General features: G+C 63.9%; 15 protein-coding genes. 6 read left to right on the top strand and 9 right to left on the bottom strand.

Annotated elements, in window-relative coordinates:
• Positions 1–20: 20 nt before the first annotated feature.
• Entirely contained in the window at positions 21–695 is a 675-nt protein-coding gene (locus Q1W70_RS21280; RefSeq protein WP_302097869.1) for a DUF3313 domain-containing protein, read from the top strand.
• A 47-nt stretch (positions 696–742) separates the two neighbouring features.
• Here Q1W70_RS21280 and Q1W70_RS21275 read toward each other — a convergent pair whose 3' ends face one another.
• On the bottom strand, positions 743–1,648 hold the full coding sequence (locus Q1W70_RS21275; protein ID WP_367186790.1) for an alpha/beta fold hydrolase: 906 nt from the start codon (positions 1,646–1,648) through the stop codon (positions 743–745).
• Positions 1,649–1,650: 2 nt separating this feature from the next.
• On the bottom strand, positions 1,651–2,730 hold the full coding sequence (locus Q1W70_RS21270; RefSeq protein ID WP_166590651.1) for a sugar phosphate isomerase/epimerase family protein: 1,080 nt from the start codon (positions 2,728–2,730) through the stop codon (positions 1,651–1,653).
• Between the two features lie 139 nt (positions 2,731–2,869).
• Here Q1W70_RS21270 and Q1W70_RS21265 point away from each other — a divergent pair, with 139 nt between their 5' ends.
• The 3 genes from Q1W70_RS21265 to Q1W70_RS21255 all read left to right on the top strand — a co-directional run bounded on the left by Q1W70_RS21265 (position 2,870) and on the right by Q1W70_RS21255 (position 4,694).
• On the top strand, positions 2,870–3,478 hold the full coding sequence (locus Q1W70_RS21265) for a TetR/AcrR family transcriptional regulator (RefSeq protein WP_302097866.1): 609 nt from the start codon (positions 2,870–2,872) through the stop codon (positions 3,476–3,478).
• A 220-nt stretch (positions 3,479–3,698) separates the two neighbouring features.
• Complete coding sequence (locus Q1W70_RS21260) at positions 3,699–4,223, top strand: cysteine hydrolase family protein (protein ID WP_302097865.1); 525 nt, start codon at positions 3,699–3,701, stop codon at positions 4,221–4,223.
• Between the two features lie 18 nt (positions 4,224–4,241).
• Complete coding sequence (locus Q1W70_RS21255; protein WP_166590654.1) at positions 4,242–4,694, top strand: GNAT family N-acetyltransferase; 453 nt, start codon at positions 4,242–4,244, stop codon at positions 4,692–4,694.
• A 265-nt stretch (positions 4,695–4,959) separates the two neighbouring features.
• On the opposite strand, the gene Q1W70_RS21250 is transcribed toward Q1W70_RS21255, so the two are convergent.
• Positions 4,960–5,556, bottom strand: a complete 597-nt coding sequence (locus Q1W70_RS21250) for a DJ-1/PfpI family protein (RefSeq protein WP_166590655.1) — start codon at positions 5,554–5,556, stop codon at positions 4,960–4,962.
• A gap of 111 nt (positions 5,557–5,667) precedes the next feature.
• Between Q1W70_RS21250 and Q1W70_RS21245 the strand changes: the two genes are divergently transcribed.
• Positions 5,668–7,002 (top strand): aminotransferase-like domain-containing protein, encoded by a 1,335-nt coding sequence (locus tag Q1W70_RS21245; RefSeq protein WP_185818496.1) that lies wholly within the window; start codon positions 5,668–5,670, stop codon positions 7,000–7,002.
• Here the strand turns inward: Q1W70_RS21245 and ptrR are convergent.
• Positions 6,999–7,895, bottom strand: coding sequence for a putrescine utilization regulator PtrR (ptrR, locus tag Q1W70_RS21240; protein WP_166590657.1), 897 nt, complete (start codon positions 7,893–7,895; stop codon positions 6,999–7,001). The two genes, Q1W70_RS21245 and ptrR, sit on opposite strands and share 4 nt — an antisense overlap.
• Positions 7,896–7,995: 100 nt before the next feature.
• On the opposite strand from ptrR, the gene Q1W70_RS21235 reads away from it, so the two are divergent.
• Entirely contained in the window at positions 7,996–9,387 is a 1,392-nt protein-coding gene (locus tag Q1W70_RS21235) for an aldehyde dehydrogenase family protein (RefSeq protein WP_166590658.1), read from the top strand.
• Positions 9,388–9,449: 62 nt separating this feature from the next.
• Here Q1W70_RS21235 and Q1W70_RS21230 read toward each other — a convergent pair whose 3' ends face one another.
• The 5 genes from Q1W70_RS21230 to Q1W70_RS21210 form a co-directional block, all read right to left on the bottom strand.
• Positions 9,450–11,801, bottom strand: a complete 2,352-nt coding sequence (locus tag Q1W70_RS21230; RefSeq protein ID WP_265537892.1) for a trypsin-like serine peptidase — start codon at positions 11,799–11,801, stop codon at positions 9,450–9,452.
• A gap of 150 nt (positions 11,802–11,951) precedes the next feature.
• The gene (locus Q1W70_RS21225; RefSeq protein ID WP_166590660.1) at positions 11,952–12,275 is read right to left on the bottom strand and encodes a helix-turn-helix domain-containing protein; all 324 of its coding nucleotides are present in this window, start codon (positions 12,273–12,275) and stop codon (positions 11,952–11,954) included.
• 308 nt (positions 12,276–12,583) lie between these two features.
• Positions 12,584–13,312: an amino acid ABC transporter ATP-binding protein gene (locus Q1W70_RS21220; RefSeq protein WP_166590661.1), complete on the bottom strand. Its 729-nt coding sequence runs from the start codon at positions 13,310–13,312 to the stop codon at positions 12,584–12,586.
• Positions 13,309–13,995, bottom strand: coding sequence for an amino acid ABC transporter permease (locus Q1W70_RS21215; protein WP_182340809.1), 687 nt, complete (start codon positions 13,993–13,995; stop codon positions 13,309–13,311). The genes Q1W70_RS21220 and Q1W70_RS21215 overlap by 4 nt, the downstream gene beginning before the upstream one ends.
• 2 nt (positions 13,996–13,997) lie before the next feature.
• The gene (locus Q1W70_RS21210; RefSeq protein WP_095169862.1) at positions 13,998–14,726 is read right to left on the bottom strand and encodes an amino acid ABC transporter permease; all 729 of its coding nucleotides are present in this window, start codon (positions 14,724–14,726) and stop codon (positions 13,998–14,000) included.
• Positions 14,727–14,766: the final 40 nt, after the last annotated feature.

The following is a 14,766-nucleotide window of genomic DNA, read 5'->3' as shown; positions in this document are numbered from 1 at the left end:
AATACATGGAGTCACACCTTATGAGCTTGACGCGAAACATGATCTTCGGCGCCGCATTGGCCAGCCTGTTATTGGGTGGTTGCACCTCGAAAGTCACGGAGCGGGAGCAGTACTCCGGCTTCCTGTCCAACTACAACAACATGGAAGAAGTCACCACCACCAGCGGCGAGAAAGCCATGCGCTGGGTCAGCCCGTCCTGGAACGCCAACGCCTACGACACCGTGGCGTTCAACAAGCTGGAACTGTATCCGGCGCCCAAGCCTGATGAGCGAGTCAACCGCCAGACCCTGGATGAGTTGCAGCGCTACATGACCAGCGGGGCCAAAGCCAGCCTGGGCATGAAGTACCGCATTGTGCCGACCCCGCAAGCGGCGCTTGCCGGTTCCCGCGTGTTGATTCTGCGTGCGGCGATCACCGGCGTCAGCGCCTCCAACGAAGGCATGAAATGGTATGAAGTGGTGCCCATCGCCGCTGTCGTCGGCGGGGTCAGCGCGGCCACCGGCCACCGCGACCAGGACACCGAACTGTTCATCGAGGCCGAACTGGTAGACGCCCGCACCAACCAGACCGTGGCCAGGGTAGTGCGCAAACTCTTCGGCAAGACCCTGGAGAACTCCAGCCAGAAGATCACCACCAACGACTTCAAGGCGGCGATCGCCAAACTCAACAGCGACTTGCAAGCCTTCATCCGTTAATCCGCCAAGCCTGCCAGCGCCTGTCACAGGGCGCTGGCAGCAGCCCATCAGTGCCGCGCAGTAACCCGCGATGCTGGCGATGCCAGCAGAAACGGCAACAGAAGCGCGACAAACGCCTCGGGCGCCTCCTCCGTAATGAAGTGACCACAACCTGGCACCATCGCGCCGTGCAGATTCAAGGCGTTGCCTTGCATCGTCAGCAGCGGCGCATCGTTGGTTGCATGTTCGGCACCGATAGCCAACACCGGCATTTCCAGCGGCCTGGCGGCTCGCCGCTGGTTCTGTGCGAGGGTCTCAGGGATCGCCCGGTAGTAGCCGAACCCACCCCGTAGCCCTCCCGGTGCCGAATAGGCGTTGATGTAGCTCTGCACCGCGACTCGATCCTGGCGCACCGACCATTGTGCAAACATGTAGGCCAGGTACTGGGCTTCCCGCCCCGCGATCAACACCTCGGGCAAGTCGAGCAACTGGTTGAACATGAAATGCCAGAGAAAGATGTTCTGCCCCGCTGGCGCAAAAATCGACGGCGCCGGCGCCAATCCGGGTATCACGGCCTCTGTCAGTACCAGGCATTCAACCGCTTGCGGATAATCGCTCGCCAGGGCGTACGCCACCCACATGCCGACATCATGGCCCACCACCGCGTAATGCTCGTAGCCCAGGACCTGCATCAAGCCGTGCAAGCGGCTGGCCGTGGTCCCGGTGTCATAACCGTCTTGCGGTTTATCGGAGAGCCCGGTGCCCGGCAGATCCACCGCGATCGCCTGGAATCCATTCGCCGCCAGTGCCTGCATCACATGCCGCCAGGTCAACCAGGTTTGCGGCCAACCGGGAATCAACAGTACCGGCACCCCCTGCCCCTCGGTCACATAATGAATGCGGCTGCCGTCGACCTCGGCGTAGCCATGCTCGTGCGTGCGCCCGGCGAACGCCTGCTGTTCGAAGAGATCCATGCTCATGCCCGCCCTTGAAGTGAAGGTCGGGCCAGGCCGAGCATGGCGTCCAGTTGAGCCTGGTCGACAGCGGCGCCGGCAAAGTCGTCGAACACCTTGTCCGTGACCCGGATGATGTGTTCATTGATGAACGCCACGCCTTGCCTGGCGCCGTCATCCTGGTCCTTCAGGCAGCACTCCCACTCCAGCGTCGCCCAGCCGGCATAGTCATGGAGCGCCAGCTTGGAAAAGATCCCCTTGAAATCGACCTGGCCATCGCCCACGGAACGAAACCGCCCCGCGCGATCGGCCCATCCCTGATACCCACCGTAGAGACCCTGGCGCCCGGTCGGATTGAACTCAGCGTCCTTGACGTGAAACATGCGAATGAAATCGCGGTAGATGTCCAGATAGTCGAGGTAGTCGAGTTGCTGCAGCACGAAGTGGCTGGGGTCGAAGAGGATCCTGCAGCGCGGATGATTGTCCACCCGCTGCAAGAACATCTCGAATGTCACACCGTCGTGCAGGTCTTCGCCGGGGTGGATTTCATAGCACAGGTTCACGCCCTCCTCGTCACAGGCATTGAGGATCGGCAGCCAGCGCTTGGCCAACTCGTCGAACGCCGAGTCGATCAGGCCCGCAGGGCGCTGCGGGAACGGGAACAGATAGGGCCAGGCAAACGAGCCGGAGAACGTGCCCATGTCCGTCAGCCCCAAGCGCCGGGAAGCCTTGGCCGACAACCGCAAGCGCTCGAGCGCCCACTCGGTCTTGGCGGCTGCATTACCCTGCAGCGCAGGCGGGGCGAACCCGTCGCACAAGCGGTCATAGGCCGGATGCACCGCCACCAGTTGCCCGAACAGGTGGGTGGTCAACTCGCTGATCACCAGGCCATGCTCTGCCAAGGTTCCGCTGACCTCCTCACAATAATCCTGGCTGTGCGCCGCCAGGCTCACATCGAACAGGCGCTCATCCCAGGCTGGAATCTGCAGCGCCTTGAATCCACGGTCCGCAGCCCAGGCCGCGATGGCCGGCAGACTGTTGAACGGCGGTGCAACGTCACTGAATTGCGCCAGGTGCAGGCTCGGTCCCTTGAGGGTTTTCATCGTTCACTCCATTTGTTTGTCGATCGACAAAGAATAGAGACGCTGAGCAAAGTCCGTCAATACGCCGACTTGCTTTTTTTGTCGATCGACCAATAATAGCGACAGGCCACACGCCCCTTCCCCCAAGAGACCCCAACCCATGGCTGGCAGACCCCGAGAGTTCGACCGCGATCAAGCCTTGCGCAACGCCCGCGATGTATTTTGGCGGCGCGGCTTCGAAGCCACGTCCATGTCCGACCTGGTCGAGGCGCTGGGCATCGCATCGGCGCGGATCTACGCCGCGTTCGGCTCCAAGGAAGCACTGTTTCGCGAAGCCGTCGCCCTCTACGAAGCCGCCGATGGGGCCTTTGCCGACGTCGCCCTGGCCGGGGAAAGCAGTGCGCGCGATGCCATCGAGCGCATGCTCAGGGACGCCGTCGAGCTGTACACCCTGCCCGGCCGGCCACAAGGCTGCATGGTGGTGTCATCCGCCACCAACTGCTCGCCCGACAACGACGGCATCCGCGAGTGGCTGGCCGGGCACCGACGCAACAGGACCCAGTCGATCATCGAACGCCTGGAGCAGGCAGTCCGCTGCGGCGAGTTGCCGGCCCGCACCGACGTCACGTCCTTGGGCGACTGCTACGCAACCCTGCTGCACGGGTTGTCGGTCCAGGCGCGAGACGGGATCGCCAAGGCCCGCCTGCTGGCGATGATTCCCATGGCGCTGGCGGCCCTGGATGCGGCGGTCGATAAAGCGCAGCGCTGATGTCGGCACAACTCACTTGCCAACCCGCCACGGTGACGCTAGTGTCTGGACCATGAATCAGCCCCGCACGACCTCAACCACCTTTACCACGACCGCCCAGGGCGGGTCGTCTGAGGTGCCGTGAGCGGCTAAGCACACGTTATCCCAAAGGCCCCGCCAGCAATGGACGGGGCCTTTTTATTGCGCCGCTGTCGCTGGTTTTACGACAAGGAAATGCCGCATGCACGCACTGTTGATTCTCGATATGCAAGTGGGCCTGTTCCACGGCCCGGACCCGCTTTGGCGCAGCGCCGCGCTGCTGGACGCGGTCAATCTGTTGCTGGACAAGGCGCACCAGGCCGGCGCGCCGGTGTTCCTGGCCCGGCATGTCGGCCCGCCGGGGTCGCCGATCGAACCGGGCAGCCCGCTGACTTGCCTGATCGATGAACTGCGGCTACAGGGCGATGAAATGGTCTTCGACAAAAGCCGCCCCAGCGCCTTTGCCGCCACGCCTCTGGTCGCCTGGCTCCGGGAGCGTTGCGCGGAGGGCGTGGTGATCGCCGGACTGAAGACCCAGTACTGCGTCGACAGCACCTGCCGTGCCGCCCGCGACCTGGGCCTGGACGCCGTGCTGGTCGAGGACGCCCACAGTTGCAGCGACACCGAGGTCTTGAGCGCCGAGCAGATAGTCGCCCACCACAATGCAACGCTGGCGGGGCCCTTCTGCCGCCTGGTAAGCGCCGCGGACTGGAACTTCCAGCCATAAGAAAAGGACAGCTGCCCGATGAACAGCCAGGTACGCCGCGCCCGCGCCGAGGACGCAACCGCTATCAGCCAAGTGGTGATCGCGGCGCTGCGCCACTCCAATGCCCAGGACTATCCGCCCACGGTCATTGCCCAGGTGGTGCAGCACTTTTCCCCGGCGGCGATCCTGCAATTTCTGGCGCAGCGCCAGGTTTACGTGGCGACCCTGCAACAGCGGGTCGTCGCCACGGCCAGCCTTGACCAGGACGTGGTGCGCAGCGTGTTCGTCGACCCGGATCACCAGGGCCGTGGCATTGGCCAGCAATTGATGGAAGTGATTCACACAGCGGCCGCCGATGCCGGCGTCGAGCAGTTGCGCGTGCCCTCCTCGCTCACCGCCGAGGGTTTTTATCGCCGACTCGGCTATGAAAAGGTTCGCGACCAGCAGCATGGCGCCGAACGCACCATCATCATGGGCAAGCGGCTGATGTGAACCCGAGGCCCCTCTGAATCTCTACAGCCGCTAAAACTTCCAGGGCTACCTCGACAAGCTGACGCTCGGCGGTGGTGCGCGCGGGCAAGGAAAAGGCTGGCAGGTCCTGACCCACCGGGCCAAAGCCATCGGCTTCTATAACGCCTCGGACTACGGCGACCCGCGCAATGTGCTGGTGACCCGCCCCACGACTTTCAAGCCATGGCCCACACGCCGAGCGGACACGGGGTGTCAGCTCGGCTCAAGCACCGGGCACCGGGCACCGCTACAAATACGGCTGGATATTGGCCATGGCGCGCTCGACATACCACTGTTTTTCTCCCACCGGGGCCACGTAGTGCACCGCATGGCTGGCCGCCTCCAGACCTTGCAGGCGGGCGATGATCCAGGCCGCCAGGTAGGTTGACGCCAGGCAGCCGCCGGCGGTCGCCACGTTGCCCCTGGCGAAGAACGCCTGGTTCAACACCTCCACCCCTGCGGCCTGGACCCAGGGTTTGGTGGTCAGGTCGGTGCAGGCCGGCACCCCTTCCAGCAACCCCAGCTTGGCCAGCACCAGGGTCCCGGAGCACTGCGCCGCCAGCAGTTGCCGCGTCGGGTCCAGGTGCAATTGGCCCATCAGTTGACTGTCCTCGACCACTTCCCGGGTCAGCGCACCGCTGCCGACAATCACCGCATCCGCCTCGTTCGCCTCCTGCAGCGTGGCCTGGGACTCGATCACCAGCCCGTTCATCGAGCGTACGCGCGGCGTCGGACTGGCAATCGACACACGCCAGCCCGGGGTCTTGATCCGGTTGAGCAGCCCGAGGGCAATCAGGGAGTCGAGTTCGTTGAAACCTTCAAACGTCAGAATCGCGATATGCATGGCCGGGTCGTCCGCTGAGTGGGCTGGGGTGCGCCTGTTGGGGGCGGTTGTGGGGTCTCAGGCTATGGCCAATAATCAGTACAATCAAATTATTGTACTGGATACAAGTCCATGGCCCGTTCCCGCTACAAGTCCCTGGTGGACGCCTTCGCCGCTGACATCCGCGCCGGCCGCCTGACGCCCGGCACCCGCCTGCCCACCCATCGCCAACTGGCCACCCGCGAAGGCCTGGCCCTGGCCACCGCGACTCGGGTGTATGGCGAACTCGAAGCCATGGGCCTAGTCAGCGGCGAGGCCGGCCGCGGTACTTTTGTGCGCGAGACCGCGCTGCCCGCCGGGCTGGGAGTCGACCAGCACGCCGTCGCCGCGGGCCTGCTCGACCTCAACTTCAACTATCCCGCGCTTCCCGGCCAGGCCGAACTGCTGCGCGGCGCCTTGCGGCAACTGGCGAACTGCGGTGACCTGGAAGCCCTGCTGCGGTATCAGCCCCACGGTGGTCGCCCCCATGAGCGGGCCAGTGTCGCCCGGCACCTGCGTTGTCGCGGCCTTGCGGTCAGTGAGGAGCAGGTGCTGATCGTCAGCGGCGCCCAGCACGGCCTGGCCGTCACCCTGATGGGGCTATTGCGGGCCGGCGATGTGGTTGCCACCGACGCCCTCACCTACCCCGGGTTCAAGGTCCTCGCCGAAAACCAGCGCCTGGAACTGGCGCCGATTGCCGCCGCCCATCAGCACCCGGACCTCGACGCCCTGGCGCGCCTGTGCCAGCAACGCAAGGTGCGCGCCGTGTATTGCATGCCGACCCTGCACAATCCGCTGGGCTGGGTCGCCAGTGCCGACTGGCGCCAGCGCCTGGTGCAGATCGCCCGCCAGCACGACCTGCTGATCATCGAAGACGCCGCCTACGCCTTTCTTGCCGAAGACCCGCCACCGCCCCTGGCCGCGCTGGCACCGGAGCGCACTGTCTACGTCTCGGGGCTGTCAAAAAATGTCGCCACCGGCCTGCGGGTTGGTTTTGTCGCGGCGCCCCTGCCGTGGATCCCGGCCCTGGAACGCAGCATCCGGGCCACCGTCTGGAACACTCCAGGCGTGATGACCTCGATCGCCTGCAACTGGCTCGACGACGGCACCGTGCTGCGCCTGGAACAGCAAAAACGCGAGGATGCCCGCCACCGCCAAGCCCTGGCCCGCGCCACCTTGCGCGGCCTGCCGTTCACCAGCCACCCCAACGCCTACTTCCTGTGGTTGCCCCTGGGTGAAGAAGTGCGCGCCGACCAGATCGCCATGGCCCTGCTGCGCGAGAACGTCTCGGTATCGACCGCCGAACCCTTTGCCACCTCCAGCCACGTGCCCCACGCCATCCGCCTGGCACTGGGCTCTCTGGCGCTTGATAGCCTGCAGACTGCCCTGGAAACGGTGAAGCGGGTGGTGGACGAGCATTCGTATTAAGCCGGCTTGAGCCCGCAAGCCTGCGGCTCCACCACCCCGCGCGCCTCCAGCATCCGCACAAACATACTCAGGCTTTGCGACACCGTGCCCCGGCGCCACACCAGCCAGGTGCGCAAGTAGCGGAACGACTCCGACAGCGGCCAGATGCTCACCGTGCTGCAACCGGGCATGCTCTCGAGCATGCTGCGGGGCATCAGGGCCAGGCCGGCGCCGGCGCTGACGCAGGCGAGCATGCCGTGGTAGGACTCCATCTCATGGATCCGCCCGGGCACAGCCGCGTCCTTGGCGAACCAGCTTTCGAAGTGGTGCCGGTAGGAACAGTTGGCGCGAAACGCGTAAATGCTCTCGCCATTGACCTCCCGCGCACGGTGGATCGGCGGGTGATTGAGGGGCGCGATCAGCACCATCTCCTCCTCGAACGCCGGCACCCCCTCCAGTGCCGGATGCAGCACCGGCCCGTCGACGAAGGCCGCCGCCAGGCGCCCGGACAGTACGCCGTCGATCATGGTCCCGGAAGGGCCGGTAGACAGGTCCAGCGCTACCTTGGCGTACTGTTGGTTGTAAGCCGCCAGCAATCCGGGAATACGCACCGCTGCCGTGCTTTCCAGCGAGCCCAGGGAGAACGAGCCCTGGGGCTCTTCCCCGGCGACCGTCGCCCGTGCTTCCCCGACCAGGTCGAGAATCCGCCGCGCGTAGTCGAGAAAACTCCAGCCGGCCGGCGACAGGCGCAAGCGACTTTTCTCGCGGATAAACAGATCCACCCCCAGGTCCTGCTCCAGTTGCTTGATCCGCGTCGTCAGGTTCGAGGGCACCCGATGGATGTGCTGCGCAGCGGCACTGATGCTGCCGTGCTCGGCCACGGCCTTGAAAATCTCCAGCTGAACCAGATCCAAGTCATTCTCCATTCGTGAACGATAGACTCAGCATTATTCAGTTTTCAGCAGCCAAGTGCCAGCGTAGCCTGCATCCATTCCCACCCAGCAGGACGGTGCCATGACCCAGATTTCCAGCCTCACCCATGCCCTCTCGATCAACCCCGCCACCGCCGAACAGATCGGCCACTACCCTTATCAGTCCCCGGCCGAGCTGGATGCCGCGTTGGCCCGGGCCAGTGCCGGGTTCGCCACCTGGCGCCGTACCCCGTTGGCCCAGCGTGCCCAGGCCTTGATCGCCCTGGCCCAGGCCCTGCGCGACAACGCCACGAACATGGCCCGGATGATCACCCTGGAAATGGGCAAGCCGCTGACCCAGGCCCGTGGTGAAATCGAAAAATGCGCCCAGCTCTGCCTGTGGTACGCCGAACACGGCCCGGCCATGCTCGCTGCCGAGCCGACCCAGGTGGAAGGCGGCAAGGCGCGCATCGAGTACCGTCCACTGGGGCCGATTCTCGCCGTGATGCCGTGGAACTTCCCGATCTGGCAGGTGCTGCGCGGCGCGGTGCCGGCCTTGATCGCCGGCAACACCTACGTGCTCAAGCATGCACCGAACGTGATGGGCAGCGCCTACCTGCTGCGTGATGCCGTGCGCCAGGCCGGGTTTGCCGAGGGCGTGTTCGACGTTATCAACGTCACGCCCGACGGCGTCTCCAGTGCGATTGCCGACCCACGGATCGCCGCCGTGACCCTGACCGGCAGCGTGCGTGCCGGCATGGCCATCGGCGCCCAGGCCGGTGCGGCCTTGAAGAAATGCGTGCTGGAACTGGGGGGCAGTGATCCGTTCATCGTGCTCAACGACGCCGACCTCGATGAAGCGGTCAAGGCGGCGGTGATCGGTCGCTACCAGAACACCGGGCAAGTCTGCGCCGCAGCCAAGCGCCTGATCATCGAACAGGGCGTGGTCGAGGCGTTCACCCGCAAGTTTGTCGAGCTGACCCGCCAACTGGTGGTCGGCGACCCCTTGGCCGCCGAAACCTACATCGGCCCGATGGCGCGTTTCGACCTGCGCGACGAGCTGCACGAGCAGGTGCGCGAGACCCTGGAACAAGGCGCGACCCTGCTGTTGGGGGGCACCAAGGCCGAAGGCCCGGGCAACTACTACCCGCCGACGATTCTGGCCGACGTCACCGACCAGATGACCGCCTTCCGCCAGGAACTGTTTGGCCCGGTGGCGTCGATCATCACCGCCCGCGATCCCGCCCATGCGCTGGCGCTGGCCAACGACAGCGAGTTCGGGCTGACGGCGACGGTCTTCAGCCGCGACCTCGAACGGGCCCGGCAACTGGCGGACGAGCTGGAGACCGGTGGCGTGTTCATCAACGGCTACAGCGCCTCCGACCCCCGCGTGAGCTTCGGCGGGGTGAAGAAAAGCGGTTTTGGCCGGGAACTGTCGCACTTCGGCGTCCGCGAGTTCTGCAACGCCCAGACCGTGTGGCTGGATCGCCGCTGAGGGCAACAAAAAACCCGGGAGCACCAGGCTCCCGGGTTTTTAGCGGTGCAAGGGGCTAACGATCAGTCCTTATCCTGGTTCAAGGCTGAGCCAAACACCCCGTGGTAGAACTCCCCGACCCAGGGACCAAACTCCGGTCCGTGGTTCTGCTGCAGGTCGATGTTGTACTGGCTGAACACACCGTTGACCAACTGCGGTTCATTGATCATGAACCAGGGTCCGCCGCTGCCGCCCGCCGTCAACTCATCGTGTTTGACCACGATGGACGGCGCGGCACTGGGCACCTGACTGCCAATGCTCTGCCATGGCACCTGGCCGTCGAACGGGAACAGCACCGTGGCTTGCGCCGGATAACCGGTGTTCCTCCAGCAACCGGCAACCATGCCCCACTGCACGCCCACCCAGCCGACCACATCCCCTACTCCGCGGCCATCGGGGCCGGGTTTGACCTTGCACAGACCCAGGTCCCAGGCCGGGCTCTGGGTGTGCTCCCAGGCTGTCGGCCAATTCCAGTTCTCCACTTGCCAGCCACCATAGGGGGCGTTGCCGTTGTCATAGGCAGGGACGAAATAGAGATTGCTGGCGTGATGCCCATCGAGCAGCAGGCAGTGGGCCGCCGTCAAGATCCCGTGTCGATGCACCACCACCGCCGACGCGGTGCACGGCCTGCCGTTCATGTCGAAGAACAGCTTGCCGACGGTACGCTGCGGGAACTCATGCAGATGCTGGACCCGCGAAGTGTCTGGTCCCAGGTGCACACTCAAGCTGCCCGTGGACGGCGTTGTCCCCCCGGCCAACAGACTGTTGGCGTCGCCGCCAACGATCGACCGGCCCGCCTCCGGCAGCGGGTATTCATCCAGCGCGTGAGTGGAGCGATCCAGTGGCTGTGCGCTGGCCATGCGTTCGGTGGTCCAGAGCGCGGCAAGGTCTTCGAGCGACTCGGTAACGCTCGCGGTAAAGTCCTGGGCATGCACGGCGGTAGCCAGCCATGGGCCCACCGGGTAGAGATTGGCGTCCACCAGGTACCAGACGATGTTCCAACTGTAGCCTCGGTCGTAGTCGCTCTTGACGAACACATCGCCAGTGCTGCGACCAATGACCTGCTCACTGACTTTATGCCAGTCGCCGCCCGTGCCATCGTCCCAGTTGCAGATGATGTCCCAGCCGACAATCACCTTGGTCGAGTCACGAAAGGAGAACACATGTTTGTTCCAGCCGATCCGCCACTTCGCCTCGACATGGTCCGAGACGCTCTGGATATTGACCCCCGGCATGTCGCACTTCTGGAACCCGAAGCTCCAGCGCACCGTGCCCTTGTCGGCGTCGAAGTTCTGGTCCTTCTGTGGCTCGTTTTTACCCGCCGCGACCACCTGGGTGTAGAACACCTGGCGGTTGTTGATCTCGCGCAGGCCGTTGAGCAGGCGATTGGTTTCCTCGGTCAACAGCTCGATCATTTTCGAGTCTTTGGGCAAGGAGGCTTGCTGCGCCTGGATTTTTGATTCCAGCCGGTGGTACGGCTCCTCGACCAGCCGCCGACCGAAGTCCGGACAGCTACTGAACAAGGCGCGCGCCAGCCAGAAACGGTTGTAGAGAAAGCTCAGCTCGGAAAACACCACCGGGCTGACCGGCACTTCGCCGGAAATCGACGGGTCGATCACTCGATAGTGCTGCAGGTAGGTTTCCAGCTGGTTGGCTTGCAGCGACTGGTTGAACCACGGCAGCAACTCAGTGACGATGGTCTCGGCGGTCCAGCCCGTTTTCGGTGGCGAGGGGATCGCGCTGTTCACCCCGGTGGCCTTGATCCGCACGGAGACGCTGGCGTTGTGTTCCTTGGAGATTCGCTCGAAGCTGGAACTGCCCTCGACGCTGAACACCTGGGGCACATCGGCGGCCATCGCGGCGGTGAACTTGCTGCGTTGCTCGGCGCTGGAGAAACGGCACTGGTAGATCGCATACAAGGATGAACCGGCCCGGTAGCCAGCGACAAAGTAGTCGCCGTACTTGCTGCGAAAATCCTCGCCCGGGGTGACGTTCAGTTCGTTCTTCTGCGCCAGCGCGTACTGGCTCTCCTCGATCGATACCTGGGCCACCAGTGTCACGCTCAGCTCGGAAACCGCCATCTCGTTGAGGAACGAGGTACTGGCCGAGACATTCACCCCTTCCAGGTTGTAGGCGGCCTTCACCGAGCCGGAAATCATGCTCTGCAAGTCGCTCTCGGACTGCACCAGCGAATAGATGAATTCCGTCGACTTCTGCCCCGCCGGGGTCACCGTGAACGGCTTGACCGCCGAGGCACGCAATTGACCGGTGATGGCATCGACACCCAAGCCGAGCTGGTAGCTCTTTTGCCACGGCTGGCCCACCACCGTGGTGTTGAGCAGGGAGGTCACTGGGTTGCTTGAGATCTGTTTCATGGGTCGTTCTCCTTAACAGTTTGAACCACAGAATCGTCACTGGCGCCCCGACACCCTTGCGGTGCACGTAGCGCGTCACCACCCTGGCAAGCTTGCGCCAGGCCTACAAGCAATGGCGCATGAGCACTGCGCACTTCGCGTGCGTGGCGCTCAGTAGCCGCTGGCAGGGTCCTGCAGAACACGCATCAGGTGCGCGCGCGCCCGATCGCACAGGTCGGGAAACGGCAGCTCGGCCGGCCATGGCGTCGGTTGTCGGTGCTGCTCCATGCCACCACGCCCCAGCAGCAGCCAGTCCGCTGATACGTCCAGGTACTCGCACAGGGTGATGACATTGGCCAGGGTCATGGGCCCGCCCTGGCACCAGCGCGATACCGCGCTCTCGCTGACCCCCATGGCGGCAGCCAGCGCGTAATGCTTGTTGATGTGGCGCTGCCCCATCGCTTTACGGATACGTCGTCCTCGATTCAGTGACATGTCAGCCTCGCAGCAGTGAATATCCTGTAGCCGCCCACAGCCTTTGGGCAGGAGCGGTCCGGGCTCCTGGCACGACGGCGAAGACCCTGTCGGGAAATCTGGCACGAAATCCGATCGCCAGTGAGCGATCACGAGGAGAAATGTGCGGCAGCTGGCAAAGCGCGGGGGGAGAGACAGCAAAAACAGAGGGGCAACGACTCATGCTGATCCGTTGGGCGATCAGCATCTGCTACAAGAGCGGCGCAAATCGCTTGAGTGATCGGTATGGCGGCCAGGCCGGGAATGGCTCCCGGCCCGCGCGCAACGCCTTAGTGCTGGAGGATTTTCGACAGGAAGCTGCGGGCCCGGTCCGAGCGTGGGGCGCCGAAGAACTCTTCGGACTTCACGTCCTCGATGATCTCGCCACCATCCATGAACACAATGCGGTCGGCCACTTTGCGGGCAAAGCCCATTTCATGGGTGACGCACATCATGGTCATGCCCTCGCGGGCCAACTGGACCATGACGTCCAGCACTTCGTTGACCATTTCCGGGTCGAGCGCCGAGGTTGGTTCATCGAACAGCATGGCGATCGGGTCCATGGCCAGGGCCCGGGCAATGGCGACCCGCTGTTGCTGGCCGCCGGACAACTGGATCGGGTACTTGTGCGCATGGCTCTTGAGCCCGACGCGTTCCAGCAAGGCCATGCCCTTTTTGGTCGCGGTGTCGCGGTCGCGGCCCAGCACCTTGATCTGCGCCAGGTTGAGGTTGTCGATGATACTCAAGTGCGGGAACAGTTCGAAATGCTGGAACACCATGCCAACCCGCGCACGCAGTTTCGGCAGGTCCACCCCCTGGCCCGTGACAGGCTGGTTCTCGATAAAGATCTCGCCTTCCTGCACCGGCTCCAGGCCGTTGACGCATTTGATCAGGGTGCTCTTGCCGGAACCGGACGGCCCGCACACCACCATCACTTCACCTCGCGAGAGCTCGGTGGTGCAGTTCTTCAGGACCTGGAAGTTGCCGTACCATTTGCTCAGGTTTTTCATCTGGATCATGCGGTTCTCCCTACATTTCTTTTCAGGCGTTTGGTCAGGCTGGAGAGCAGGTAGCAGATCACCAGGTAGACCAGGGCCACGAACAGGTACAGCTCCACCAGGCGCCCGTCTCGCTGGGCGAACTTGCTGGCCGCGCCGGTGAAGTCGGCGATGGACAGCACGTACACCAGTGAGGTGTCCTGGAACAGGATGATGGTCTGGGTCAACAACAACGGGGTCATGCGGCGCAGCGCCTGGGGCAGGATCACGTAGATCATCGATTGCGCCGGACGCAGGCCCAGGGCCGCCGCGGCCTGTCGCTGGCCGCCACTGACGCTCTGGATACCCCCCCGAATGATCTCGCTGTAATAGGCCGCCTCGAACATGCAGAAGGTCACGAAGGCGGTGACCACCGGGCCGATCTGCACCGGGCGTTCGGTGCCGAAGGCCATCTGCAGAAGCAGGGGCATCAGGAAGTAGAACCAGAAAATCACCAGCACCAGCGGGATGCTGCGCATCACCGTCACATAGCCCAGGGCAAAGCCGCGCAGCACGCGGTTGTGCGACAGGCGCATGAGCGCCAGGAAGGTGCCGGCGACGATGCCGACCGACATGGCCACCAGGGTCAGCAGCAGGGTGAATTTCAGGCCATTCCACAGGGCCGGCATGGCCCGGACAATGACGCTTGGGTCTAGATCAAACATGACTACCTCGTCGCGCCGCGAATGGCCAGGGAACGTTCGATATGACCCATGACAAAGGTCACCAGCAGCGAAATCACCACGTAGATCACGGTGGCGGCGGTGAACGCCTCAAAGGTGTTGAACGAGTATTCACTGACGTTGCGCGCCTGTGCGGTCAACTCCATCAAGCCGATGGTCAGGGCCACCGATGAGTTCTTCAGGGTGTTCAGGGCCTCGGAGGTCAGCGGCGGGAATACCACGCGGATCGCCTGGGGCAACAACACCTGCAGGTACATCTGGGTCGGGCGCAGGCCCAGCGCCAGGGCCGCGCCCCGCTGCCCGGCGGCAACCGACTCGATACCGGCCTTGAACAGCTCCGACAATTTGGCCGAGGTGAACAGGGTCAGCGCCACCACGGCACTGAAGAACGAGGGATAGGGCAAGTCCTGCTTGAGATAGTCCCCCATCGACACCGGCAGCAACTCGGGCACCACGAAGAAGCAGATGAACATTTGCACCAGCAGCGGGATGTTGCGAAACACCTCGGTGTACAGGTTGCACAGCCATACCAGTGGCCGCAGCGTGCTGGTGCGCAGGGTGCCGACCAGGCCACCGATCAACAGCGCGAGAATGAACGCGACCAAGGTGGTCGCCAGGGTCCAGCTGGTGCCGGTGACCAGCCAGTGCAGATACGACGAAGTTTCTCCGGGAGCGAAATCCCAGAACACGCTCCAGTTCCAGTTGTAATCCATCAACCACCAACCTTTCAGAAAAAGCACAACGCTTGCACGC

Source organism: Pseudomonas kielensis, assembly GCF_030505375.1.
GTDB lineage: Bacteria > Pseudomonadota > Gammaproteobacteria > Pseudomonadales > Pseudomonadaceae > Aquipseudomonas > Aquipseudomonas kielensis.
This window is presented reverse-complemented; position numbering and strand designations above follow the sequence as displayed.

Bases quoted from the DNA above. Each gene is read 5' to 3' on its own strand.
- Q1W70_RS21280 (WP_302097869.1), top strand. From the start codon at position 21: ATGAGCTTGACGCGAAACATGATCTTCGGCGCCGCATTGGCCAGCCTG.
- Q1W70_RS21275 (WP_367186790.1), bottom strand. From the start codon at position 1,648: ATGGATCTCTTCGAACAGCAGGCGTTCGCCGGGCGCACGCACGAGCAT.
- Q1W70_RS21270 (WP_166590651.1), bottom strand. From the start codon at position 2,730: ATGAAAACCCTCAAGGGACCGAGCCTGCACCTGGCGCAATTCAGTGAC.
- Q1W70_RS21265 (WP_302097866.1), top strand. From the start codon at position 2,870: ATGGCTGGCAGACCCCGAGAGTTCGACCGCGATCAAGCCTTGCGCAAC.
- Q1W70_RS21260 (WP_302097865.1), top strand. From the start codon at position 3,699: ATGCACGCACTGTTGATTCTCGATATGCAAGTGGGCCTGTTCCACGGC.
- Q1W70_RS21255 (WP_166590654.1), top strand. From the start codon at position 4,242: ATGAACAGCCAGGTACGCCGCGCCCGCGCCGAGGACGCAACCGCTATC.
- Q1W70_RS21250 (WP_166590655.1), bottom strand. From the start codon at position 5,556: ATGCATATCGCGATTCTGACGTTTGAAGGTTTCAACGAACTCGACTCC.
- Q1W70_RS21245 (WP_185818496.1), top strand. From the start codon at position 5,668: ATGGCCCGTTCCCGCTACAAGTCCCTGGTGGACGCCTTCGCCGCTGAC.
- Q1W70_RS21235 (WP_166590658.1), top strand. From the start codon at position 7,996: ATGACCCAGATTTCCAGCCTCACCCATGCCCTCTCGATCAACCCCGCC.
- Q1W70_RS21230 (WP_265537892.1), bottom strand. From the start codon at position 11,801: ATGAAACAGATCTCAAGCAACCCAGTGACCTCCCTGCTCAACACCACG.
- Q1W70_RS21225 (WP_166590660.1), bottom strand. From the start codon at position 12,275: ATGTCACTGAATCGAGGACGACGTATCCGTAAAGCGATGGGGCAGCGC.
- Q1W70_RS21220 (WP_166590661.1), bottom strand. From the start codon at position 13,312: ATGATCCAGATGAAAAACCTGAGCAAATGGTACGGCAACTTCCAGGTC.
- Q1W70_RS21215 (WP_182340809.1), bottom strand. From the start codon at position 13,995: ATGTTTGATCTAGACCCAAGCGTCATTGTCCGGGCCATGCCGGCCCTG.
- Q1W70_RS21210 (WP_095169862.1), bottom strand. From the start codon at position 14,726: ATGGATTACAACTGGAACTGGAGCGTGTTCTGGGATTTCGCTCCCGGA.